Annotated in this window: 22 protein-coding genes and 1 tRNA gene; 12 read left to right on the top strand and 11 right to left on the bottom strand. The window is 43.6% G+C overall.

The features are described 5' to 3' along the window. Window positions 1-31 precede the first annotated feature (31 nt). A complete protein-coding gene (locus tag MICH65_RS01320) occupies window positions 32-1060 on the bottom strand; it encodes a DNA recombination protein RmuC (RefSeq protein ID WP_161931627.1) in 1029 nt (342 codons plus the stop codon). A 56-nt stretch (window positions 1061-1116) separates the two neighbouring features. Between MICH65_RS01320 and MICH65_RS01315 the strand changes: the two genes are divergently transcribed. From MICH65_RS01315 to MICH65_RS01305, 3 genes are all read left to right on the top strand, one after another. Continuing rightward, the gene (locus tag MICH65_RS01315; protein WP_161931626.1) at window positions 1117-1470 is read left to right on the top strand and encodes a hypothetical protein; all 354 of its coding nucleotides are present in this window, start codon (window positions 1117-1119) and stop codon (window positions 1468-1470) included. Between the two features lie 133 nt (window positions 1471-1603). After that, on the top strand, window positions 1604-1969 hold the full coding sequence (locus MICH65_RS01310) for a Trp family transcriptional regulator (protein ID WP_320410902.1): 366 nt from the start codon (window positions 1604-1606) through the stop codon (window positions 1967-1969). Between the two features lie 23 nt (window positions 1970-1992). After that, complete coding sequence (locus MICH65_RS01305) at window positions 1993-3432, top strand: methionine--tRNA ligase (RefSeq protein ID WP_236870868.1); 1440 nt, start codon at window positions 1993-1995, stop codon at window positions 3430-3432. On the opposite strand, the gene MICH65_RS01300 is transcribed toward MICH65_RS01305, so the two are convergent. Then, window positions 3429-4283, bottom strand: a complete 855-nt coding sequence (locus MICH65_RS01300; protein WP_161931624.1) for an SDR family NAD(P)-dependent oxidoreductase — start codon at window positions 4281-4283, stop codon at window positions 3429-3431. The genes MICH65_RS01305 and MICH65_RS01300 overlap by 4 nt on opposite strands. A gap of 22 nt (window positions 4284-4305) precedes the next feature. Between MICH65_RS01300 and MICH65_RS01295 the strand changes: the two genes are divergently transcribed. From MICH65_RS01295 to MICH65_RS01270, 6 genes are all read left to right on the top strand, one after another. After that, complete coding sequence (locus MICH65_RS01295) at window positions 4306-5085, top strand: TatD family hydrolase (protein WP_161931623.1); 780 nt, start codon at window positions 4306-4308, stop codon at window positions 5083-5085. Continuing rightward, a complete protein-coding gene (locus MICH65_RS01290) occupies window positions 5086-6603 on the top strand; it encodes a glycosyltransferase family 2 protein (RefSeq protein WP_161931622.1) in 1518 nt (505 codons plus the stop codon). A 97-nt stretch (window positions 6604-6700) separates the two neighbouring features. Continuing rightward, on the top strand, window positions 6701-8218 hold the full coding sequence (locus tag MICH65_RS01285) for an ArnT family glycosyltransferase (RefSeq protein ID WP_161931621.1): 1518 nt from the start codon (window positions 6701-6703) through the stop codon (window positions 8216-8218). 14 nt (window positions 8219-8232) lie between these two features. Continuing rightward, window positions 8233-8580, top strand: a complete 348-nt coding sequence (locus MICH65_RS01280) for a hypothetical protein (protein ID WP_161931620.1) — start codon at window positions 8233-8235, stop codon at window positions 8578-8580. After that, window positions 8581-9660: a glycosyltransferase family 4 protein gene (locus MICH65_RS01275; protein WP_161931619.1), complete on the top strand. Its 1080-nt coding sequence runs from the start codon at window positions 8581-8583 to the stop codon at window positions 9658-9660. Beyond that, window positions 9609-10541, top strand: coding sequence for a decaprenyl-phosphate phosphoribosyltransferase (locus MICH65_RS01270; RefSeq protein ID WP_161931618.1), 933 nt, complete (start codon window positions 9609-9611; stop codon window positions 10539-10541). Before MICH65_RS01275 ends, MICH65_RS01270 begins: the two co-directional genes overlap by 52 nt. A 49-nt stretch (window positions 10542-10590) precedes the next feature. On the opposite strand, the gene MICH65_RS01265 is transcribed toward MICH65_RS01270, so the two are convergent. Next, a complete protein-coding gene (locus MICH65_RS01265; RefSeq protein WP_161931617.1) occupies window positions 10591-11532 on the bottom strand; it encodes a PEGA domain-containing protein in 942 nt (313 codons plus the stop codon). Window positions 11533-11616: 84 nt separating this feature from the next. On the opposite strand from MICH65_RS01265, the gene MICH65_RS01260 reads away from it, so the two are divergent. Then, window positions 11617-11688 (top strand) — tRNA-Cys (locus tag MICH65_RS01260). 7 nt (window positions 11689-11695) lie between these two features. Here the strand turns inward: MICH65_RS01260 and MICH65_RS01255 are convergent. Both MICH65_RS01255 and MICH65_RS01250 read right to left on the bottom strand, forming a co-directional pair. Then, window positions 11696-12784 (bottom strand): type I glyceraldehyde-3-phosphate dehydrogenase, encoded by a 1089-nt coding sequence (locus MICH65_RS01255; RefSeq protein ID WP_161931616.1) that lies wholly within the window; start codon window positions 12782-12784, stop codon window positions 11696-11698. An 18-nt stretch (window positions 12785-12802) separates the two neighbouring features. Beyond that, window positions 12803-13807 carry a phosphoglycerate kinase gene (locus MICH65_RS01250; protein ID WP_161931615.1) on the bottom strand — a complete coding sequence of 335 codons (1005 nt, stop codon included), beginning with the start codon at window positions 13805-13807 and terminating at the stop codon, window positions 12803-12805. Between the two features lie 294 nt (window positions 13808-14101). Here MICH65_RS01250 and MICH65_RS01245 point away from each other — a divergent pair, with 294 nt between their 5' ends. Both MICH65_RS01245 and MICH65_RS01240 read left to right on the top strand, forming a co-directional pair. Next, window positions 14102-14803, top strand: coding sequence for a M23 family metallopeptidase (locus MICH65_RS01245; protein WP_161931614.1), 702 nt, complete (start codon window positions 14102-14104; stop codon window positions 14801-14803). 126 nt (window positions 14804-14929) lie between these two features. Then, a complete protein-coding gene (locus MICH65_RS01240) occupies window positions 14930-16027 on the top strand; it encodes a tRNA-ribosyltransferase family protein (RefSeq protein ID WP_161931613.1) in 1098 nt (365 codons plus the stop codon). A gap of 45 nt (window positions 16028-16072) precedes the next feature. On the opposite strand, the gene MICH65_RS01235 is transcribed toward MICH65_RS01240, so the two are convergent. The 6 genes from MICH65_RS01235 to MICH65_RS01210 form a co-directional block, all read right to left on the bottom strand. After that, complete coding sequence (locus MICH65_RS01235; protein WP_161931612.1) at window positions 16073-16684, bottom strand: DNA-3-methyladenine glycosylase family protein; 612 nt, start codon at window positions 16682-16684, stop codon at window positions 16073-16075. A 76-nt stretch (window positions 16685-16760) separates the two neighbouring features. Continuing rightward, window positions 16761-18389: a chaperonin GroEL gene (gene groL / locus MICH65_RS01230; RefSeq protein WP_161931611.1), complete on the bottom strand. Its 1629-nt coding sequence runs from the start codon at window positions 18387-18389 to the stop codon at window positions 16761-16763. 54 nt (window positions 18390-18443) lie between these two features. Further along, window positions 18444-18773, bottom strand: a complete 330-nt coding sequence (locus tag MICH65_RS01225; protein WP_161931610.1) for a co-chaperone GroES — start codon at window positions 18771-18773, stop codon at window positions 18444-18446. Between the two features lie 143 nt (window positions 18774-18916). After that, entirely contained in the window at window positions 18917-21433 is a 2517-nt protein-coding gene (locus MICH65_RS01220) for a type IV secretory system conjugative DNA transfer family protein (protein WP_161931609.1), read from the bottom strand. Window positions 21434-21490: 57 nt separating this feature from the next. Then, a complete protein-coding gene (locus MICH65_RS01215) occupies window positions 21491-22120 on the bottom strand; it encodes a prohibitin family protein (protein WP_161931608.1) in 630 nt (209 codons plus the stop codon). Window positions 22121-22251: 131 nt separating this feature from the next. Continuing rightward, window positions 22252-23118 carry a hypothetical protein gene (locus tag MICH65_RS01210; RefSeq protein ID WP_161931607.1) on the bottom strand — a complete coding sequence of 289 codons (867 nt, stop codon included), beginning with the start codon at window positions 23116-23118 and terminating at the stop codon, window positions 22252-22254. Between the last annotated feature and the right edge of the window lie 8 nt (window positions 23119-23126).

Here is a 23126-nt window from a genome sequence, read left to right as displayed (position 1 = left end):
GGTCAGTATACACCCAAAGAAAAGGCGAATTCTAGTCGGAAAGGAGTTTTTCTTCTGGGGCGGGAAGGGAAGAAGTTGAGTCTATTTTAGTTTGAAGTTTGTGAAAGTCAGAGCTAATAGCAGTCATGTTGGAATTGGCGTTGGTAATGTGTTTTTGAAGGACAGATAGTTTGTCTGCGAACTCGTGAGAGGTTTTTTGGATGTCTCTTAGACTTTTGAGGATTAACTGGGCCTCTTGAGCAATACGCTGACCTTCAAAAGAAACTAGAATAGTGCGCAAGAACGCGTAGAACGTGGATGGAGATACAGGTAAGACCCTCTTGGCTTGAGAGTAGTCCTGGATCTCGGGAGATGTGGCGGCAATGTCATAGTAAATGGTTTCAGACGGAATATACATGAGAGCAAAGTCCAGTGTTCCTTCTTCGGTGCGAATATATTTAGTGGAAATGGTGCGAATGTGTTTTTTGACATCATTGATGAACTGGCGGTGGTATTGATCGCGCTCCTTTGAGGAGTCTGATTGGTTCATTTTGGTAAAGTTCTCCATAGGAAATTTGCTGTCAATGGGTATTATGCCTGATTGAGTCTTGATAGCTGCATCAACAATGTCTCCAGACTGAAAACGATGTTGAAGAGAGAAAGCTTGTTTGGGAAGGATTTGACTGAGAAGATCGTTAAGGACTGTTTCTCCAAGGTTGCCGCGTAGTTTGGGTGAGTTGAGAAAATCTTGAAGGTCTTGCATTGATCGTCCAATTTCAGAAAATTTACCAGTTTCATTTTTTAGCTCACTTATTACTTTGGCTGCATTATCAAGACGCTGGTGAAGCTGTTGATAGCTTTGCTGCAAGGTATTAGTTACGTTTTGATTGGAGGTGTTTAGTGTTTGAGTAAGTGATTGCTGAAGTTGGTTAAGATCACCCTGAGTTGTTTTTAGCCATTCTATAAGGGTGTCGTCATCCCTGCTTTGAAATATTTGTTGAAGTTGGCGGCGAATCAAGAGGTAGAGAGCCACAAAACCAAGGAAGATGAGAGTTAGGGTTAGTGAAAACTGATCTGGCATGAGGTCAATTATCGCACATGGGAGATGGTGGTGGAGAGTTAAAGTAAAATAGTAGTGTGAGCAAGCCAGAGAGAAGGGTTGGGAACTATTGGATGACAGCGATCATTACACTAACTTGGTGGTTTATTTTAGGCGGAATGATTTTATGGGTTGACCCTGAGGTGGTGGCAGATTATCCTTTACCGGGAAGTTATGGATTGTTTTTTCTTTTTTTATTTTTAGGTGTTTGGTTTTTGGCAAGTTTAGTTTTGTCAAACAGCAGAAGGGGGTTGTTGGTTGCTATTTGGTTTGTGTTGATTGGTTATCTACAAATTTGGGGGTTAGCAAATTTGGTAAACATGGGGTTATTGACAGGAGCTTTGGTTGCGTTAGAGATATATAAGGGCGGCGGTAAATTAAAAAGGGGTTAGCAGAAAGGTAAGAATTGATCTTGTTCTTTGGATTGTTGGGTTGAGCGTGTTATTAACGGTTGACAGTAGGGTCTAGGATAGGATATAAAGTAGCCAGTTTGATTAAGTAAATTTCTGCCCAGAAAGGCGGATTATGCAGGTTTCGAGCAGGCGGTTAAATAGAACAATTGAGAGTCAAATTTATAAGATGCTTTTTGGGTTGATGGCGGATATAAAAGATCCTCGAGAGGTGAAGATTGTGATGGATGACTTGCTGACGAGTTCGGAGTTAACTGCAATGGCTAAACGTTTAGCAATTGCAGTTTATTTAGATAAGGGAAGAAGTTATGAGGATATCAAGAACCATTTGAAGGTGAGTTCGGCGACAATTGCCTCAGTGGCTGAGCAAATGGGAAATCCAGGAATTCAGTCTGCTTTGAATAGGATTAAGGCCGAGCAATGGGCAGATGAAGTGAGCGGAAAAATATCTGACTTGGTAAAAAAAGTTTTACCTAGATAAAGGTTGGTTGGGTTAGATACAATATGAGGAGAATGAAGCGAGGATATTATATTTCAACGACTCTACCTTATGTAAACGCAGAGCCGCATATCGGTTTTGCCTTAGAGATAGTGAGAGCTGATGTTTTAGCCAGATATCATCGTTTATTGGGGGAAAGGGTATTTTTTAATACCGGGACGGATGAACACGGGCAAAAAATTTTCCAGATGGCGCTTGCAAGAAAAATGGATCCTCAGAAATATGTTGATGAGTATGCAGGCAAATTTGAGCTGTTAAGGTCAGCGTTGAATTTGTCTTATGACAAGTTTATCAGAACCACAGATCAGCACCACCGGATGGCGGCTCAGGAGTTTTGGCGAAGGGTGGAAGAAAATGGATATATTTACAAAAAAAATTATCGGGTTAAGTATTGTGTTGGTTGCGAGCTTGAGAAACAAGATTCTGAGTTGGAAAATGGTAGATGTCCAATTCACCCGAACAAAGAGTTAGAAGTAATCGAAGAGGAAAATTATTTTTTTAAGTTTTCGGCTTTTCAGGAACGGCTATTGAGTTTGTATAAGGAGCGTGGTGAATTTGTGGTACCAGCTAATCGACTTAAAGAAATAAGAAATTTTGTAGAAGGCGGGCTTAGTGATTTTTCTATTTCCAGAGTAAGAGAAAAAATGCCTTGGGGTGTGCCGGTTCCTGGTGATGATAGCCAGGTAATGTATGTATGGTTTGATGCTTTGGTCAATTATGTTTCGACATTAGGCTGGCCTGATGATTTAGAAAATTACAGTCAGTGGTGGCCAGGGTTTCAAATTGCGGGCAAGGATAACTTGAGACAGCAAGCGGCGATGTGGCAGGCTATGTTGATGGCGGCTGACCTTGATAATAGCAAACAGATTTTAATTAACGGTTTTATAACTTCGCAGGGGCAAAAGATAAGTAAATCGCTTGGCAATGTGGTTAATCCGATTGAGTATACAGATAAGTACGGAACGGATGCGGTTAGATATTTTCTGCTGGCCAAAATAAATCCATTTGACGATAGCGATTTTACACAGGAGCGTTTTGAGGAGAACTATATGAATGATTTGGCGAATGGCTTGGGAAACTTGATTGCGCGAACGATGGCGATGTGTGACGGACTGGAGATTAAAATTGATGAAGATAAGATTCTAAAGTGGGAAGGAAGGAATGATTTGATTACAAAAGCCTTAGATGGTTATGAGTTTGATAAGGCGATAAATATAATTTGGGATGAGGTTAGGCAGACAAATGCTTTGATTAATCAAAAGGAGATTTGGAAGTTGAGTGGTAGGGATAAGAATTTTGCATTGGAAGAGATTGTGTTAAGAATAAGGAACATCGGTGTTAGTCTGCAGCCGTTTATGCCAGAAACGGCAGAGAAAATAATGAAGATTTTTGGAAATAAACAGGTTGTTAAAGGTGAGCAGTTGTTTCCGAGACTGAAGAGTTAGGCGTTTTGTTGAGGACGGGGGGCGTGAGCAATGGTTTTAACAATCCAAAAGAAGAGTGGTCTTGGAAGAAGTCGGTGGAGATAATAGAGTAACTGGGCGTCAAGACCGATTGGAACATTGGCAGGATAGTTTTGGGTGGAGATAAGTTGATTAATTACTTTGGCAACTTGGAGAGGGTGAGATCGTGTATGTTGACGTCTCGGGTTGGCGAAAGATGCTTTTAAGTTTGAATTAAACTGCTGGTGAGGAGAAAGTGTTCTCTTTGAGTTTAAGCGGGGTAGCTGACTGTTTTTCCAGAAATTTGTACTAAATGATCCTGGATTGAGAGAAACAGTCTTGATACCAAATGGTGTTTCTTCGTGACGTAAGGTCTGGGTCAAGGCTTCGATAGAGAACTTGGAGATTGAGTATGGCCCGTAGCCTGGTAAAGAGAATAAACCAAGAATGGAGCTGATGTTTATTATTAATCCGGCTCGACGAGACCTCATTGAGGGAAGGACAGCCTTGATAACCTTGTAGGTTCCATAGAGATTAACTTCGAGTTGTTGCTGGAGATGATCGACTGAAATGGTGTCAAGGGTACCAAAGAATCCGTAGCCTGCGTTGTTAATTAGAACCTCAGGTGGTGTTGGTAGTGAGGAGATGATTTTTGAAATCCTAGATTGGCTCCAACGCAGATCGAGTAAGAAAGGTTGGGGTTGGTGTTGGGGGGGAAGGTGAGTAAAAAGATTAAGATCTGAGTTGCGACGAACTGAGGCATAAACTTGATAGTCTTGTTGGGCAAGATAAATGGCTGTATGGTAACCAAGACCCGAGGAACATCCGGTGATAATAATGGTTTTGGGCGCCATAAAAGGATTATACTGTCTGAAGATGATAGATACGCACGCTCATCTGAGCGATCAAGCATTCGAGGGAAGGTTGGATGAGGTGGTTAGGTCGGCGGAGGATGTGGGAGTGGAGAGAATAATCGTACCCAGTGTTGACTTACAAGATGCGATCAAGGTAAAGAGCATTGCTAAACAATACAAAGGTGTTTACGCACTGGTTGGTGTTCATCCGGAGAAAGTAATTAATGAACCAGAATTCAAGCTCGAGATTGACAAGCTGGTGAAATTGATAAAAGGTGAGGAAAGGGTAGTGGGAATTGGTGAGATCGGGATGGATTTTTATTGGGACAAGCAGAAAAAGACAAAGAAGGCGCAGGTCGAGCTGTTCAAAAAACAGTTGGAGTTGGCTGTTGTGATGAGTTTGCCGGTGGTAATACACATGAGAGAAGCTGAGGAGGAGATGATGGAGGTAATCAAGTCCATGGATCGCGTACCTAGGGGCCAGTTTCATTGTTGGTCGAGCGGGGGGGATTTTCTAAAATTGGTGTTGAGCAAGGGTTTTTATGTTAGCTTTGGGGGAAATGTAACTTACAAGAAAAATGGGGTTTTGGTTGATTTGGTTAGACAAACACCTCTTGAGAGACTGGTTTTGGAAACAGACTCGCCTTATTTGGCTCCTGGAGAGTTGCGAGGAAGGGTGAATGAGCCGAAAAATGTTAGAATAGTGGCGAGCTTCTTGGCGGGTTTGTATGAAAAGTCAGTTGAAGAAATTAACGAAATAACAAGTAAAAACGCTCTAGAATTGTTTAATAAAATGAATTAGATGAACAGAGTATTGATTCCTTTTCGATTGTTTTTGATTAGATATCCGAGGTTGTCGCAAAGACTACTTGAAATACTGCCCGGATTTGTATCGTGGAACTTGATTTTGTTCCCGGTGTGGGGCTCGTTTTTTATTCCCGTGGTGGTGGCATATTACATTATTGCGTTCTATGTGTATTGGTTTTATAGATCTGTGTCTATGGCAGTATTGTCGTTGTTGGCTTATTACAGGATCAGGGCGTCAGAAAAATATGATTGGATGGGGGATGTAAGAGGTTTTAAGGATTGGAAAAGGGTTAGACATGTGGTGGTGATTCCTAACTATAAAGAACCACTACATACATTAGAGAGGAACTTGGAAGCTTTGGCTAAACAGACCTTTCCGGCAAAGCAAATAATTCCAGTGTTAGCTTTTGAGGAACGTGCAGGTGAGGAGATTAATGAGCCAAGAATGAAAGCCCTTAAGAAGCGGTTTGAGGGGGTGTTTGATGATTTGATATTTGCAGTTCATCCTCCTGGTATTGCTGGTGAGGTAGTAGGTAAGTCGTCTAACGCGGCATGGGGAGCTAAGGAGTTTGTAAGGGTGTGGAAGAAAAATCATAAAGACGACTGGGATATTGATTACATGACAATATCTTCAGCAGACGCCGATGTTCAGCTTCACCCCAATCATATGGCAGCTTTGACATATAAGTTTCTAGATTCTCCTCATCGCTATAGGCGAGTATGGCAAGGGGCAATTCTTTATTACAACAATATTGAACAAATTCCTTGGTTGATGAGGGTGTTTAATCGAGCCTCTTCAATTGTCCAGATGGGAATGTTGATGAGACCTGAAAGATTAATAAATTTTTCGACATACACCTTGTCACTGAAGTTAATGGATGAGGTGGGTTATTGGGATACTGATGTTATCCCGGAGGATTATCGAATGTTTTTTAAGGCGTATTTTGCCACTGGAGGAGAGGTGGAGGTCGAGCCAATCTTTTTACCCATATATGCCGACGCGGCTGAGTCAACTTCGTTTATAAAAACCTTTAATAACACTTATCAACAAGTGAAGCGGTGGGCGTGGGGAGCAAGTGATGATGCATATTTTTTAAAGGGGTATATCATGGATCAGCGAGCAGATTTTTGGGACAAGACTTTAAGGGTATTAAAGGTATTAGAGGATCATTTCTTGTGGCCAGTAAACTGGTTTGCAATTACACTTGGCGCCACATTACCACCCCTGCTTAATGAAGATTTCGCAAGAACGATAATGGGAAAGACATTGCCGCAGGTGGCGAGTGCCATTCTGACAGCATCGTTGATTGGTTTGCTATTGATAGTGTTTGTTGACATGAAAGCAAGGCCAGGAGTGAAAGATTTGCCCTTATGGAGAAAGGTTTTGTCGCCGTTTGAGTTTGTGTTATTACCAGTAGTTGGTCTTTTGTTTACGGCATTACCCGGTCTGGAGGCTCATACAAGACTAATGATGGGAAGATATTTAGAGTATAGAGTGACCGAGAAGGTATAAGGGTCTGCATGAGTTTGTTTGGCTATCAGTTGATTGAAAAGTGAAAGGGTTTTGGAGCTTTTGGGCTGGTGTAAGATTTAGTAGACTAGATGAAGATATGGGAAAGCAAAGATTGTTATTTCGGGATTGGTGGTTAAAACTTAAGACTGGAATAGAGAAAAATGAAGGGCTGATTCTTATTTTGTTACTGGTGGCAGTTTTGAGGATTCCAGGATTATTTGAGCCTAACCGGTATGCTGACGAGGACATTTACTTAACCTTAGGTCAGGGTTTGCGCAAGGGATTAGTTTTTTACCGAGATATTCATGATAATAAGCCGCCTTTATTGTATTTAGTAGCGGCAATGGCAGGGAGTGTGATGTGGTTTAGATTGATTTTGATGGCTTGGAACTTGGTGAATGTGGTGTTGGTATGGAAGCTGGCAGAAAAGTTAATTAAGAGTAGGTGGTTGATGGTGTTGGTAACGGGTGTATTTGGAGTTTTTACATCAATACCGTTAACTGAGGGCAATATCGCCAATGGTGAGGTGTTTATGATTATGCCAGTGACTGCGGGAGTGTTGTTGATGTGGGTTGAGAGTAATAAAAGAGTCATAGTTTGGAAAAAGTGGATAATGGCTGGGGTTTTGTTTTCTTTAGGATTTTTGTTTAAGGTGCCGGTTTTGTTTGATTTGTTCGGGGTGTTGTTTTGGTTAAGTGTTTATCAAGTGAGTGATTGGCGTGGGTGGTTTAAGTGGATTGTGGATAGAAGGCTTTGGCTCGTGTTAATAGGGTTTCTGGTTCCGGTGTTGTTAAGTATTGTTTATTATGTAGCGGAAGGAGCTGGTGAGAGGTATTTGCGCTCTGCTTTGGGGCAAAATATTGGCTATTTATCTTCTTGGGAGGGGGGAAGTGGGGCATTTTATGAAAACGGGTTGTTTCAGAGAGGAGTCGTGCTCTTGGTTTGGCTGATAGCTATTTGGTGTTTAAGAAAGAGGTTGGGCAGAGAGTTTGGACTGGCTAGTTTATGGTTGGTAGGGGGTCTGTTTGGAGCTAATTTAGCTGGTCGGCCGTATCCACATTATCTAATTGAGATTGTGGCACCAGCCAGCTTGTTGATAGGACTAGTAATTGATAGATTTAAATTGATAAAGGCAGGGGTGGCTTTCGTTTTGGCGCTGACTGTGGGAGTAGCCATATGGAGATACGAGTACTGGTATTACAAGAGTGTTGATTATTATGTCAATTTTGTTATGTATGTTACTGGCCAAAAAACCAGAGAAGATTTTTATGATTTCTTTGGGAATGGAGTGGTGCGAAATATGAGGGTAGCTGAGTATATTAGACAAAGAACCGATCAGGACGCTAAGATTTTTGTGTGGGGGACCGAACCGGCGATATATGTTTTAAGTGATAGATTGCCAGTTGGTAGATATACGGTGAATTATCACATTAGGGATTTTGATGGTATGAGTGAAACAATGGCTGCCCTGACTAAAGAGGGACCAAAATACATTGTGACCATAGAGGGTGAGCTGGTTGATAGAGAGCTTGATGCATATCTATCGGCATACTACCTGCAGGTAATGGAAGATGGCGGGGCAGTGGTGTGGCGACGTTGGGAAGCGAGTGATTGAGGTAGAATGTGTTTATGAATAAAGGAGGTTGGCTAAGTGAGAAAGGGGTGATGGCGGGAATGTTGACGGGCTTGGGCTGTTGGTTGATGGCGGTGATTTTGTTGGTAGTCAATTGGCAGAGGTTACCGCCGGAAATGCCTTGGTTTTTCTCGATGCCCTGGGGAGAACAACAACTAATTGAAAAAACTTGGTTAGGGGTGATGGTGTTTACTTTTGGAGGAGTGATGATTGTGAACGGATTGTTGGTGAGGTTGATTGGGGGTGGTGAGGAGTTGTTGAAACGGGTTTTGATTTGGGGTGGAGTAACGTGCGAGCTGTTAATGGTTTTAAGCCTGATTAGAGTAATAATGGTGGTGCTGTAAATGAATAGCTGGAATTTAACTATTTTTCCTTTTTTGATAGCTGCAGTCATAGCTGGAGTGATAACGCCAGTAGTGATTAGGGTCTATAAGAAATTTGGGTGGGTGGTTGATCCTAATCGGACAAAGCATCCAGCACACACTCACAAGGAGCCAGTACCAAAAGGTGGGGGGATTTCGGTAGTGTTGGGGACGTTGTTGACAGTAGTTGTCTTACTGCCTATTGATAAACATTTACTGGCCATAATGTTGGTAGGAGCTCTTGTGATGATAGTGGGTGTTTTGGATGATATTTATGACTTGAGTCCATATTTAAGACTGGTCACCAATTTATTGGCAGCCTTGATGGTAGTAGGCGCTGGAATTGGAATTTCTTATATAACTAACCCTTTGGGTGGTGGTGTGATTATGCTAGATAAGGGAATTTCGTGGGGAGGAGAGAGGCAAGTGCTGGTTTTGGCAGACTTGCTAGCATTGCTTTGGATACCGTTTGTGATGAATGCAGTCAACTGGAGCAAGGGTCTTGACGGACAGTTGCCAGGAATTGTGGTGGTTGCCGGAGTGGTAATTGGGGTGTTGAGTTTTAGATATAGTGCTGACGTGGCTCAATGGCCGGTGGCCGTGTTGGCTTTTGCTCTGGCGGGTTCTTATGCAGGCTATTTGCCGTTTAATTTCTACCCGCAGAAAAGTATGCCAGGATATGGAGGGGGTAGTTTTGCAGGATTCATGCTAGCTACGTTGGCAATACTATCGACGACAAAGATTGGAACCGCCTTGGTAGTGTTAGGAATACCGTTAATAGACGCTGTCTATATTGGAATTAGAAGGATATTTCAAGGTAAATCTCCAGTGTGGGGGGATCGGGGTCACTTGCACCATAAGTTGATGGATTTGGGTTGGGGAAAGAGAAAGGTGGCCGTGTTTTATTGGTTGGTGACAGCGGTGTTGGGGTTTATGGCTTTAAGATTAGACAGTAGACAAAAATTTTATACAATGGTGTTAGTAAGTTTATTATTAGGAGCCTTTTTGTTATGGGTATCTTATGGGCGTTATTTAGGACGGCGAGACCGAGACAGTGGATAAAGAATGCGGCGTTGTTGGCGCCAGTGGTTTTCAGCGGTCTGTTGTTAGTGCCAGGCAGGTTGGAGAAGGTGGTGGAGGCAATAGTGGTATTTACCTTGATAAGTGCGAGTGTTTATATTTTCAATGATTTGTTGGACATAGAGGCTGATCGTAAACACCCGTTTAAAAGAAAACGTCCTTTGGCGTCTGGTGAGTTACCGGTGTCTTTAGCAGTATTTGCGATGTTGGCTGGTGTGATAATTGGCTTGGCCTGGGCATATGCCATGAATATGTTTTTCTTTGGTATATGTTTGACCTATTTAGTCGTTTCAGGCTTGTTGTACACTTATTGGCTGAAAAATATCCCGATTTTGGATGTGATTACGATTGCAACAGGATATATTTTGAGGGTGTATGCGGGAGCGGTGGTCATTGACGCTCATATGAATGTGTGGTTTTTGTTGACTGTGATTTCACTTTCATTGTTTTTGGCTGTGGGCAAAAGAAAAAGCGAGATGACTTTACTTCGTGGAAGCGGAAACACTGCAGCTGTCAGGGAGACTTTGAAACGATACACTGAGGAGCTGTTGAATATTTATACGGCGATGTTTGCTACGGCTTCGTGGTTGTCGTACGCCTTGTTTACTTTTAATCAGCCAAGAATTGAGTTTGAGGGTAAGGTTTTAACCTTTCTGTCACTGTTACCAAAAACTTTTTTATCTGAAAAGTGGCTTATGGCAACAATCCCGTTGGTAGTATATGGTGTGATGCGATACATGCAGTTGATTTACGAGAAGAACGAGGGTGAAAGCCCGGAGAGAATACTGTTGTCTGATAAGCCGCTGATCATAACAGTGGTGTTGTGGGGGGTGATGGTGTTAGGACTTCTTTATGTAGCTTAAGTTAAACGGTCGTATCAAGTAGTGTGGTGGTAAAGGCGGGGATAGAAGATTAGTTTACGAGAGTGGAGTATTGAGAAGAGACCCAGCCTATTTGAGTAGGAGAGTATTGAATCTTGTAATAGCCGTTGGTGGATTGATTAAGATATGAAAAACGCTCACCATTGTTAGCAGTAGATATGATTGAGCCGCCACCTGGCTCAGTGCGAATATTAACCCAGCCAACAGAGCTATCGATCTCAATGTAAGGTTTGGGAATGGCTGATGAGGTAGAAGCGGGAGATGGGGAGAGGTTGGCGGTAGGTTTTAGGCTGGGGGTAGTGGTTGGCTTGGGTGGAGATGAAGGGGTTGGCGAAAGATTGGCGGAGGGGGTAGCTAAAAAGGCTGATGGGGAGGCTTCGGTATTGAGACCTAATAGGTCGGGTGAACCTTTTTTGGCCAATTGAGCGGAGATCGTGAGACTATAGCCAGCGACAGTCCTGGCTCTTATGGTTTTATCTTCAAAACCTGGCGAGGTTAAGAGAATGGTGTGTTCACCCTCAGTGAGAGTATCGAGAGAAACAGGGGTGAAGCCCTGAGGATTGCCATCAACAGTAACAGTGACCGAGTCGGGAATGGTGGTCACCGCAAGCCGGGATTGATCTGAAGACTGGAGTTTTTCGAAGGAGAGACTGTAGCCATGCGATTGATCAAGCGAGGCGGCTAATTTTCGATCAATAACAGTGAGAACACCAGGCACTAGAGTTATCTGAGTCTCCCATGGTTGGAGCGAGTTGTCAGACGGAACAAGCTTAATGGTATAAGTGCCTGATTTTATACCCTCTTCTTGAATGGGGGTGATACCAAGCGACTGACCATCAAGAAGGACGGTGGCTTGAGGATTCGAAGTTACTTGAAGGCCAGATTTTTGAGAGGAGGTGAGGCTGGGTAGTTTAAGAGAGCAACCTGAAAGAAGAATGGATAAGATGAAAATAGGAACTAGCTTGCGCAACATGGTAGGCAAAGTTTATCAGCTTAGCCATGAATTGACAAATGAGGAAGGCTGAAATTAAGCCTGGAATGTTACAATTAAGTGGCTGGCCTGGTAGCCAAGTGGGAAGGCAGGAGTCTGCAAAACTCTTATTCACGGGTTCGATTCCCGTCCAGGCCTCAAAAGTTTATGAAAGTGATTCCCCGGCTGAGACGACTTGCTCAATTAGGCGATTAGCGTAACCCCATTCGTTATCGTACCAAGCCATTATTTTGACTAAGTCACCGTCGACTACGCGGGTGAGTTCAAGATCAACGATGGCCGATTCAGGACGACCAATGATGTCTGAAGAAACCAGAGGTTCTTGAGTGACGGCTAGAATGTGACGATAGAGTGGAGATTGAGAGGCGTCAATAAACATTTGATTAACTTCGTCTACACTAGTGGTTCTTTGAGTCAGGAAGGTGAAGTCAGTTATTGAGGCCGTGATAACAGGAACTCTTAAGGCAATACCATCGAAGAGGCCTTTGAGGTCAGGGATGGTTTCGGTAGTAGCGAGAGCCGCTCCGGTTGAGGTGGGAACAATATTGGCTGATGCAGCACGGGCGCGCCTAAGGTCTTTGTGAGAGTTGTCCTGAAGGTTTTGATCATCGGTATAGCCGTGGATAGTGTTCAGGACAGCCTTCTTGACTCCAAGCTTGGCATGCATAACAGCGGCGACTGGAGCGACACAGTTAGTGGTACAGGAGGCGTTGCTGATAACAGTGAGGCTGTTGGTGCGATCTCGAGGAGCAGAGAGAAGGTCTTGATGGTTAACCCCAATGACGGAGGTCGGGGTATTGCCTCCTTTGGCTGGAGCAGAGATGATGACTAGTTTGGCTCCGGCGGTGAGGTGTTTACCAGCCTCTTCTTGGGTGCGAAAAACACCAGTGGATTCAATTACAGCATCGGGCTGGTATTTTCCCCAGGGTAACTTCTCTGGGTCACGTTGTGCTAGGATGGGAATGTCTTTTTTGCCAAGAATAAAATATCCTATAAGAGGGTCTTCGTCGGTAGCTTTGTCTGGTGGTTTAACCTCACGATAGTCTAGAGGTATGTCAAGTGTCCTATAAGCAGTGTCATATTTGGCAAGATGAGCCCAGCCTGAAACGGGCATTGATCCAGAGGTATTGATGGCAACCAAGTCAAGAGAGTCTTGAAAACGTTTTAGCCAGACTCGAAATGACGAGCGACCGATACGACCAAAGCCATTGATGGCGAATTTAAGGTTGGGCATAGTTAGAGTATGGCTGATTTATGAGATAGCTTCAAGTGCGGGTAGGGTGTGGTGAGCTAGATAATGAAGCATGGCGCCGCCGCCGGTACTAATATGGTCAAAACGAGGGTTCAGATTTAGTAGTGAAATAGCAGATTCGGTATCAGCTCCACCAGCAATTTTGAGGGCAGGGGAGGAGGCGATGGCTTGAGCGACTGTCTGAGTGCCTTTACGATTGTCTGGGTCCTCAAATTTTCCTAAGGGTCCGTTCCAGATGACAGTGGAGGAGTGGGAGATAATCTGGGAAAAGTATTGGGCGGAATCTGGTGTGATATCGAGATGATCAGAAGTTAATTTGGCTATGGTGAGTTTTGGGTTTTTTAGAGACTGAAGAGCGAGGGCACCTCCAATTAGCACGTTATCGTATTGGTTGATAAAGTTATCCACAAATTTGAGTTTGTCAGGCTTGGCTCCACCTAGTATTAGAGTTATAGGTCTTTTGGGTTTATTTATTATAGGGTTTAATGCGGTAATTTCGCGGTCAAATTGGTGACCAAATAATGTAGAAAGAAGCCGTGGCAAACCAACTACAGAGCCCACTTCCCTATGCGAGGTGCCAAAAGAATCATTGACAAAGAGATGTTGGTTTTGGGCAAGTTTTTGAACAAATTCTGGGTCATTATTGGCTTCACCAGGCCAGAAGCGGAGATTTTCCAGAAGGGCGACTGGGGAAGTGGTGGTCCCCCACTGCTCTATTTCATCAAGCGTGTTGAGCATGGGGATATTGAGTTTGGTTAAGTCTATAAGTGTATTTAGAACTGGTTTAAGGCTGTAAGATGGGTCAGTTTTTTTTGGCCTGCCACGATGTCCAATGATTAAGGTTTTGCGAGCGTGCTTGAGACAAAGTAGTAGCGTGGGTAGAGTGGCTTCAAGCCGAGTGGTGTCAAGAACTTGGTTGTTTTTAATGGGGACATCAAGATCCAGGCGGAGAATGAGAGATTTATGAGAGATTGAGGCTGAAGTTAGGAGTGGGTATGGTGACATAAAGGATTGATGCTAGGCTGTTATGGTTGACTTTTTGGTTAATATAGGGTATATTTGTTGCTTAGAAAGTCTGTGATAAACAGGCTTTTTTAGTATTAACCCTTAAAGATAATATAAGGGTTTTTTAGCCTTAATGGCTAAACACGGTTGTTGTTGACGTCAGTTCTCGATTCAGAATAACACAATGGTCTGAAAAGAGATGACGGGAAGTGGAGTTCTATCCGCAGCCGGAAACTTCACCCTTCCTTTTGAAGACAACAACAGTGGTTGAAGCGCGGTTAAGTAGCCGCACTTATGATACAACGAATCGAAGCTTTAGGCCTGTTGGGGTTAGGTTTGTGGACGAAAAATCCTGGTGATATGGAAGCTGGGAAGATGTTGATTGCTTGGATCAAATCGCTTGGTTTGTGGGTTAGAAAGTTATTGCCTGAAACCAGAAAGTCTAATCCAATATCCAAACTATTGAGGCCAGTTTTTGAGGCTCCAAAAATCAAGAGTTTGGTAGGGGTACAGCTCACTATTGTTACCTTGCTGACTGGAATGTTTTCGAGTATTCCAGCTTCAGCGCTGGGAGTAGTATCAAGTGAGATGGTTGGATTAGAGAAAAAAATGGAAATCCAGATAAAAACTGATTCCTCACTCACCTACCCTGTTCCTGAAGCCATTGGCGTATCTCAGACATATCACGTGTTTCATGCTGGTATAGATATTAGGGCACCTAAAGGATCAGTTGTACTGCCATTAGCAAGCGGTAAGGTGGTGGCTGTATTAAATCATAGAAGTGGTTATGGTCGACATTTGATAATCGACCACGGTGGTGATGTGCAGTCATTATATGCCCATTTAGGCAAAATTTATGTCCAGGAGGGCGATGAGGTTGCTGGAGATAAAGCAATTGGTGAGATTGGCATGACAGGATGGACCACTGGTCCTCACTTGCATTTGGAGGTAATTGAGTCTGGTAGACGTGTAAATCCAGCTTTGTATTTGAGGTAAGTTGATGAATCTGTTATGACTCGGTTTTTCCAGATATCTTTTTAGATATTGGTTGATACGCCAGTTAAATATTTTGTGTGGAAATCTTGTCTTTTTTGTGGATATGTAGTGAGGTACAATTAAGAGGTGGTTCAAGAAAAACAGTTTATAAGTAAGTTTGGGAAGATTAACACGCCCGTGTTTTTCCCAGATGCTACGAGGGCTGTTTTAAAGTCGCTGGACAGTGAAGACATAAGAAAGACTGGGACTCCAGGGATTTTGGTGAATACTTATCATTTGTTTCTTGAACTGGGAAAAGATGTGTTGAAGAAGCATGGTGGAGTTCGTGGGTTTATGGGATGGGAGGGTGGTCTTATATCAGACTCTGGGGGTTTTCAATTGATGAGCCTGGTAAAACAAACCGGAAATGGGAAAGTTGATGATGAAGGAATTGTGTTTAGGCCAAGCAGAAAGAAAAAAATAATATTTACTCCGGAGAAGTCAATAGCTTTCCAGATGGAGATCGGAGCTGACATGGTGGTGGTTCTGGATGACTTTACTCCCCCGACAGCGAGTTACGAGGAAGCAAAAGAGACAGTGAGAAGAACAATTGATTGGGCAAGGAGATCTAAGGAAGAGTTTGAGAGGATTTGTGAAACAAAAAAAATAGCAGTGAAAGATAGACCTTACCTGCTAGGGGTGGTTCAGGGAGGGTTCTATGAGGATTTAAGACGTTTTTGTGCTCGAGAGTTAGGCAAGATTGGCTTTGATGGTTTTGGTTATGGAGGTTGGCCTATTAACAATGATGGAAGTTTTGATTATAGGTCTGCTGAAATTATTGCGGAGGAGGCGCCTGAAGGTTATTGGTTATATGGTTTGGGAATTGGTAAACCAGATGAAGTAGTAAAACTGGCAAAAATGGGGTATCACATTTTTGATTGTGTGTTGCCAACTAGAGATGCGAGGCATAAACGATTGTATGTATATAACGCTGAGAGTATTGACGAAATCGATGTCGGAAAAGAGAAATTCTGGCAGTATTATGTACCGGATAAGGAAAAATATTACAAAGATGATAGACCGGTAAGCACGGCGTGTGATTGTTTGTTGTGTAGGAAATATAGCAGGGCTTATTTAGCTCATTTATTTCGAATTGGGGACATGACAGCTGGTAGATTAGCAACTATTCACAACTTGAGATTTTACTCTCTCTTAATGGAGAAGTTGCAGGAAGATAAGGATTAGGTGTTTTTAGAAGATGGGACAGTTTTTGAAGTTGATTGATCAGTTCTAGACCGGAGAGTTGTCAAGACTAGCCCAGAGATAGCGACTAGCAAGACTGCGATAAGGTGACCATTTTTGAGAAAGATGATTTATGGCATCAAAATCTTGTCGGTCGAGATGGTAAAGGCGACTAACGGCGGTTCTCAAGCCTAGATCGTGGATGGAGAAAATATCAGGTCGTTGAAGAGAAAAGATGAGAAACATGTCTGCTGACCAGGGGCCAAGACCCTTGAGCTTGGTGATTTGCTCAAAAACGGACTCGTCGGAGGCTTTTTTAAGCTGATCTATTATGATCTGGTTGTCGATAACGGATTGGGAAAGGTGGTGGATGTAGGTGATCTTGGGTTGAGATAAGCCAACGGAGCGAAGTTGTTCAGCGGAGAGCTTAAGAAGACGGTGGGGAGTAACCTTGGCAGATGATTTGTAGTTGAGTAAATGATGTAGACGATTGGTAATACTTTTTGCGGCCTTAACAGAAAGCTGCTGGCTGATGATGATATTGACTAGGTCGAGATAGAGATTGGTTGACTCCTCTAGTGGAGGTAGATGATATTGATTGATTAGTGATTTGATAACTGGATCGTGAGAGAGATGTTGTTCTGGCGTAGTTGATTGCATCAGAGAAATTATATCGATAAAAACAAACCTCCCACGATAAGGAGGCTTGTTTTAAACATCTTTAGTCTAATTGATTTTACATTCCCATCATTCCGGGATTGGGAGTTGAGTCTTTGTCCCCTTCTTTTTGAGGAATCTCGGTAATGAGCGCTTCGGTGGTAAGAATCATGCTGGCCACAGAGGCGGCGTTTTGGAGGGCAGCCCGGGTAACCTTGACCGGATCAATAATGCCAGCGGATAGCATGTCACCGAATTCGAGGGTGACGGCATTGAAGCCATAAGATTTGTCAGGGTGTTGTTCAACTTGTTTAACTACCCAACCCTCCTCGGCTCCAGAGTTTTTGGCTAACCAGCGGAGAGGTTGAGAGAGAGCGTCGGCAACAATTTTGATACCAACCTTTTCGTCATCGTTATCGAATTTAAGTGAATCGAGAACTTTGGCGGCACGAAGGAGAGCAACTCCCCCTCCGGGGACGATGCCTTCCTCAATGGCCGCTTTGGTGGCACCAACAGCGTCTTTAACTCTTTCCTTTAGCTCGTTCATCTCAGTCTCGGAGGCAGCGCCAACTTTAATAACGGCAACGCCACCGGCGAGTTTGGCAAGACGCTCTTGAAGTTTTTCCTTATCAAACTCTGAGGTGGTTTTGGAGATAGCATTTTTAAGCTGAGCAATACGAGTATTAAGGCTGTCTTTGCTTCCTTGTCCACCGATAATTCTAGTGGCATCCTTGTCGGAAACTACCCGATCAGCTCTACCTAGGTCTTCTAAAGTGACAGACTCTAGTTTTCGACCAGTATCTTCACTGATAAATGACCCTCCGGTGAGAATGGCAATATCTTGAAGCATTTCTTTACGATTATCACCAAACCCGGGAGCCTTGACTGCAAGAACATTAAAGGTACCTCGTAGTTTATTAACAACTAAAGTAGCCAGAGCCTCACCTTCGATATCGTCAGCAATAATGACGAGGTTTTTGGTGGTTTTGACGGTGTTTTCAAGGAACGGGAGAAGGTCGTTAACGGCTGATATTTTCTGGTCAGTAATAAGGATACTGGCATCTTCGATGACGGCCTCCATGTTGTCAGGATCAGTCACGAAATATGGGGATGAGTAGCCTTTGTCGAAAGACATACCCTCTTTAAGTTCGGTTTCGATCTCCAGACCTCTTCCCTCCTCGACTTCAACCAGACCGTCTTTACCACCCACCTTACTAAGGGCGTCAGCGATGGTTTTACCAATTTGAGGGTTTTGGGCTGAAATAGTAGCTACCGCCTCCCAGTCAGATTCCTTGACTGTTTTGCTATTTTTCTTAAGTTCGGTGGTAACTGCCGCAACGGCTTTATCAATACCTCGCTTCATAAGCATTGGGTTGCTGCCAGCAGCAACTGCCTTCATGCCTCCGTCAACTATCTGTTGGGCGAGAAGAGTGGCAGTGGTCGTACCGTCACCGGCGGCGTCATTGGTTTTTTCGGCGGCTTCTTTGACAAGCTGTGCGCCCATGTTTTCAAAAGGATCCTCGAGTTCGACTTCTTTGGCAACAGAGACACCATCATGAAGAACAGCGGGAGCGCCCCATTTCTTATCAATGGCGACGTTTTTGCCACGAGGGCCTAGAGTAGTAACAACAGCACGGGCAAGTTTATCAACACCCGTTTTTAGTTTTTTTCGGGCTTCTTCAGAGTAGGTGATTTGTTTGGCTGACATGGTTATTGGATAGTAAAACTAATTAATATTATTTGTATTTATTTTCGAGAGTGGTTACTGTTTTTTCGAGCTTGAAGCTACGGCTAGGATATCTTCGAACTTTAGAAATTGATAGTCGACTTGGCCAAGAGTAAACTCGTTGCCGCCCCATTTTTTATAGACAACCATATCCCCTATTTTTGCGGGGGCTTTAATGGTGGTACCGGACTCAGTAAGAAGATCAGATCCTACGGCTACCACAGTACCGTATAATGGAGCTTCGTCGTGAGATTCGGGAAGATAAATACCAGAAGCGGTTTGTTTTTCAGTATCAGCTGGCTGAACTAAGAGATGGCCAGGTGTAGGCTTAAGGGTGTTAAGGGTAAGGGTTGATTGTGTGGACATGAGTTATTAGTGTAATTGATAATTTCGAAGACAGAAAGCGAGTGATTATCACTCGACCTATTCGATTGCTATTTTAGGGAGACAGTTAGTGAGTGTCAAGAGGGTGATTGATGATTGGACTAAACAGAGATGCTTATCATAACTTATTTTGTCGCTGATGGCTCCTGGTCAAGAATCATGGTTAGGTTAAGCCTGTTTTTATCATCAATTTCATAGAGCTTAACCTTTACTTGATCGCCGGTTTTTAGCAAGTCTTGAGGTTTTTTAATGTGAGACTTGCTTAAGTTACTGACATGAACCAGGCCTTCGTATCCAGGAAGAATTTCAACGAATGCTCCGTAGTCTTTGATGTTTTTGACGATGCCGGAATAGACCTTGCCGAGTTCTAACTGAGACAGATCAAGGGGTGGTCTGGCGTCCGAGGTGGGGTTTGACTGCGTCTGGGGTTGAGGCATGGGATGAGGCAAACTGGGTGATGGAGTTGAGACGGGAGTGAGATCGACTGGTTGTGAGTATTGAGAGTGGGATGCTTCGAGCACTCGGGGTCGGTTTTGATTTTTGATATCTGGTAAGGGGAGGGTGTAGGCAGGGAAGGGATTGCTGATGCGATCGTCGATACTTAATTTGGTAATGATTTGGAACTTGCCAAGATTGACTAGGTCGTCAACGGTATAGAGTTCACCAAACTCTTTGGAGATACTGGTTGCGTCATCTGCGCCCATGACAAAGGTGGCGATGGTGCCAACGTTACCAAAAATAGCTTTTTGGATTTCTTCAGGAAGTTGGGCAGTATATTGGTTGGCAAGGATGAGACCAAGTCTGTATTTCCTGGCTTCGGCAAGAATTTTTATAAAGGAGGTGGTAGCAAAGTTTTGAAACTCGTCGACGTAGAGAAAGAAGTCTTTGCGTTGTTCTTCAGGAATATTGATGCGGTTCATGGCGGCTAGTTGAAATTGGGTAATAAACATGGCGCCAAGCAAAGTGGCGTTATCCTCCCCTAGCCTACCCTGGGATAGATTGAGTAGGACGATTTTACCCTGATTCATCATTGATTCCAGATCGATACTGGATTTGGGGTTTTTTAAGATTTGGCGGATGGTAGGGCTGCCAATGAATTGGCCAACTTTATTAAGGATGGGAGCAATGGCTTCGTTTCTCAGTTTGTCACCATATTGATCGAACTCGCGAGTCCAGAACTCGATGAGGACTTGGTGGGTTTCGGGGTTGAGCTGAGTGACAAGTTGAGTTCGGAAATTTTTGTCGGTGAGTAATTTGGGAATGTCAAGCAGGGTTGATCCTTCTATTTCAACTAGGGTCATAAGGGTGTTTCTTAGGATGTATTCCAGACGAGGACCCCAGGAATAATGGAAGATTTTTTGAAAAATCGAGACAATACCCGAGGCAACTAATTCTTTGTGCTCTGGTCGCTTAACCTCGAGAGGATTCAAGTGAAATGGGTGCTGAGCATCGGCTGGATCGAGATAGGCGATGTCAGCGAGACGATGCTCTGGGACATAATCAAGTAGAGTCTGCTCGACCAGGTCACCGTGAGGATCAATGACGGCAAAACCTTGATTATTATGCATATCGGAGATAGCCATATTAGCCAGGAGAGTTGACTTTCCGGTACCAGACTTACCTAGGATATAGAAATGACGACGACGGTCTCGAAGCTTGATACCAAAGTCGGCTAGTTGGTTTTTGTATTCGGTGCGGGCAAAAAAATTGGTGTCTTTAAGGATGGTGGGGTCAAGAGTGTCTTTGGTGGGAAGATTGTCTGGAGCTTCGCCTTTAATGGTTTTGCCCCAAGCGATGTTACGAAGTCCGGAGAGGCTTTCACCAGGAAAATGATACAAAGAAGCTAGTTCAAGAACATTGAGGTATTGGTTTTTGGGTAAAAATCGGGGATCGCGAGCAACCATGGAGGCAATGAGGTTGGAGGTTGAGCTAGTTTTGGTTGGGACTAATGAGTTACCTTCAGATAAAGCAAAAGTGCCGAGAGCACTACTCATCTGAGATACCAGAAGTTGTGCTTGGGAATGTTGTGGGCTGACACCAAGGAGACGAATGCCAACGTGAAAGGCTTTGGTGGAAAGTTTTTCTTCAATGAGGGCTTGTTGGGGATGAGGTTTGAAAGTTTCCGGGTCAGAACTTACTCCTTTTTGAATAACGCTCTTGCCTGTGCTCGCCCAGTTGGAGGGAGCTGCAGTAAGAAGGATTTGAATAATGGCGGCGCTACCTGGTTGAGTTTTACCAAGAACTCCAAGAAGGGCAGCTAACGGATCTGTATCAGTAAATTTTGAGTAGATCTTTATGGGTAGATAATAGGGTGCGCTTAAGGTAATTTGTGATGCAGACTGGGTACCATAACGAGACCAGGTACCTAAGTAGTCTTGAGTAGGGGTGATAACAGCCGTAGGATATTGGGCGGCGATCTGGCTTTTAACTAGCGGGGCAGTTTGAGAGTCACAGGTAACAATGAAAAAGACACGTTGGTTGAGGCTAGCAATTTCGAGAGAAAGGGTTGGTTGTTTGTTCTGGAAACGTTGCCAGAAACTGGTACTTAAAGTGCCCGATAGGCTTGATAGAAGCTGAACAGTAGCTTCAGGAGTTTCTTTAGAGTCTTTAGCGGTTCGAATCTCGAGGACAGTGCGAGACATAGTGTTTTTTTAGCAGATAAGATGTTGCTTAGGAATGATTATAAAGGGAACAAGAGGTTAATGTGTAGGAAGTGGAGTCGAAGAGGGTGAATTTTCGAAAATAATTTCTTTTTGAGGTTGGTTTGATTGATCAAGAATCTTTACTTCAGAGAGGAGTACTCCTTCAACTATAAGTCCCTTGTCATCAAAAAGCCGATTAAGTTCTTGCTTGAGTGCTTCTTCTACTTGGGTTCGTGATGAGCGAATCTGGTCAGCGGTGATTTGAGTAAAGATATTAGCAATACGGGAACGGGCAAATGGGCGAACCACCTTGCTAACAAAGTTGTCGCCGATGTTTTCCCAGAGCTCTGGAGCATTGGCCTTGTCGATTTTGAAGAGCAAAGAACCTTCCACGGAGATTGGATGGCCATCCTGGGTAACTGTTGTAATTGGCTCATCACCTAAGGCTTCTTTCTGGTTTATATCAAAACCTTTCCTAATGGTGTATTCAAGAATCTGGGCATTAAAGAGCTTGGCGACTTGCCAAAAAGGGAGTTTTAGATGAAGACCCGGCCCCCAAACTCGAGGAAGGACGCCTGCACCTCGATCATAAATGCAGGCTACATGCCCGGGTGGGACAGACACAAAAAAACCACCTACTACTTCGTCAACGAGAAAGCCTACTACAAGTTTGTCAAAATCGGCCATATTATGTAGAGTCTAGCGTTTGTCAGTTTTTGAATAATGTGAAGACTTTGGTCAGTCTTTGGTGCTGATAGCTGAGGCTGGACTTATGTACGTATGATACCAAAAAATAGTTAGTTTGACTAACAGACGAGTTAGTTTGTGTTTGTAGACTTGAGAAAGGCATTGATTCGTGGAGACAAATTGCGAGGATGAAAGTAGGCGGCATGAAGAGAGATGGATTCCTTGGTGATTTTTGGCTTCATATAGAGATATTGGAGAGAGAAGGCGATAAGGTTGAGTGGAGCAAGTAGGATATGAGTCCAGGGATCGTTAAGCACTGAAGAATGGTTGGGGTTGTCTGATCTGGTAGAAAGGACTAGGTGGTGATATGCATTGGCAAGATATCGAGATGTCCAGGAGTTTTGATTAAGAAAATGTTGATATGTTTGATGGCGATCGTATAGAGGTTTAACTTGGAGCACTTCATGTGCGGTATAAAGATTACGTTTTGCGGTTGGCACAGCGAGACTTGAGGTATCAAGCCAAAGGTTGATACACAGGGTGTTGGGTTGTGGTCGGTTGGTGGTAGGAACACGTTTTTTACCTAAAAGGAGTAGACAGATGGTAACTAACAAACGAGTAAGCCAGAGAGTGTGACGAGTGGTGATGATCATTAAATCGATATCATCTTTGGGCCTGGCGTTGTTAACAGCAAGAGAGCCGGTGAGGGTGATCAAGCGAATGGTAGGAATGTATGAGAGAAGGTGTATATGACGAGAGAGTTGGGTTAGTTTTTGTTTGGTTAGTTGGCGGCGTTGACGACGAAGGCTGAGGGATGGTTTATCTAGATTATAGGTGTAGCTGGGGGGAAGACGTGAAAGAGAACGAGTAAGGTTGGCTTTGCTAATGGTTTTGGGATAAATTAGCCAAAAATGAAGTTCTGACAGATTAAGTGGTAGATCAAAAAAACGGGCATAGTTAAGAGTGACGATAATGGCAGATCGCAGATTCGGTTTCATTGGAGAGA

It is taken from the genome of Candidatus Chazhemtobacterium aquaticus (assembly GCF_009936135.1).
GTDB lineage: Bacteria > Patescibacteriota > Microgenomatia > UBA1400 > Chazhemtobacteraceae > Chazhemtobacterium > Chazhemtobacterium aquaticus.
This window is presented reverse-complemented; position numbering and strand designations above follow the sequence as displayed.

What these genes read in the sequence shown, in the direction of transcription:
- MICH65_RS01320 (WP_161931627.1), bottom strand. Translation starts at nt 1,060, where the DNA reads ATGCCAGATCAGTTTTCACTAACCCTAACTCTCATCTTCCTTGGTTTT.
- MICH65_RS01310 (WP_320410902.1), top strand. Translation starts at nt 1,604, where the DNA reads ATGCAGGTTTCGAGCAGGCGGTTAAATAGAACAATTGAGAGTCAAATT.
- MICH65_RS01305 (WP_236870868.1), top strand. Translation starts at nt 1,993, where the DNA reads ATGAGGAGAATGAAGCGAGGATATTATATTTCAACGACTCTACCTTAT.
- MICH65_RS01300 (WP_161931624.1), bottom strand. Translation starts at nt 4,283, where the DNA reads ATGGCGCCCAAAACCATTATTATCACCGGATGTTCCTCGGGTCTTGGT.
- MICH65_RS01295 (WP_161931623.1), top strand. Translation starts at nt 4,306, where the DNA reads ATGATAGATACGCACGCTCATCTGAGCGATCAAGCATTCGAGGGAAGG.
- MICH65_RS01290 (WP_161931622.1), top strand. Translation starts at nt 5,086, where the DNA reads ATGAACAGAGTATTGATTCCTTTTCGATTGTTTTTGATTAGATATCCG.
- MICH65_RS01285 (WP_161931621.1), top strand. Translation starts at nt 6,701, where the DNA reads ATGGGAAAGCAAAGATTGTTATTTCGGGATTGGTGGTTAAAACTTAAG.
- MICH65_RS01280 (WP_161931620.1), top strand. Translation starts at nt 8,233, where the DNA reads ATGAATAAAGGAGGTTGGCTAAGTGAGAAAGGGGTGATGGCGGGAATG.
- MICH65_RS01275 (WP_161931619.1), top strand. Translation starts at nt 8,581, where the DNA reads ATGAATAGCTGGAATTTAACTATTTTTCCTTTTTTGATAGCTGCAGTC.
- MICH65_RS01270 (WP_161931618.1), top strand. Translation starts at nt 9,609, where the DNA reads ATGGGTATCTTATGGGCGTTATTTAGGACGGCGAGACCGAGACAGTGG.
- MICH65_RS01265 (WP_161931617.1), bottom strand. Translation starts at nt 11,532, where the DNA reads ATGTTGCGCAAGCTAGTTCCTATTTTCATCTTATCCATTCTTCTTTCA.
- MICH65_RS01255 (WP_161931616.1), bottom strand. Translation starts at nt 12,784, where the DNA reads ATGCCCAACCTTAAATTCGCCATCAATGGCTTTGGTCGTATCGGTCGC.
- MICH65_RS01250 (WP_161931615.1), bottom strand. Translation starts at nt 13,807, where the DNA reads ATGTCACCATACCCACTCCTAACTTCAGCCTCAATCTCTCATAAATCT.
- MICH65_RS01245 (WP_161931614.1), top strand. Translation starts at nt 14,102, where the DNA reads ATGATACAACGAATCGAAGCTTTAGGCCTGTTGGGGTTAGGTTTGTGG.
- MICH65_RS01235 (WP_161931612.1), bottom strand. Translation starts at nt 16,684, where the DNA reads ATGCAATCAACTACGCCAGAACAACATCTCTCTCACGATCCAGTTATC.
- groL (WP_161931611.1), bottom strand. Translation starts at nt 18,389, where the DNA reads ATGTCAGCCAAACAAATCACCTACTCTGAAGAAGCCCGAAAAAAACTA.
- MICH65_RS01225 (WP_161931610.1), bottom strand. Translation starts at nt 18,773, where the DNA reads ATGTCCACACAATCAACCCTTACCCTTAACACCCTTAAGCCTACACCT.
- MICH65_RS01220 (WP_161931609.1), bottom strand. Translation starts at nt 21,433, where the DNA reads ATGTCTCGCACTGTCCTCGAGATTCGAACCGCTAAAGACTCTAAAGAA.
- MICH65_RS01215 (WP_161931608.1), bottom strand. Translation starts at nt 22,120, where the DNA reads ATGGCCGATTTTGACAAACTTGTAGTAGGCTTTCTCGTTGACGAAGTA.
- MICH65_RS01210 (WP_161931607.1), bottom strand. Translation starts at nt 23,118, where the DNA reads ATGAAACCGAATCTGCGATCTGCCATTATCGTCACTCTTAACTATGCC.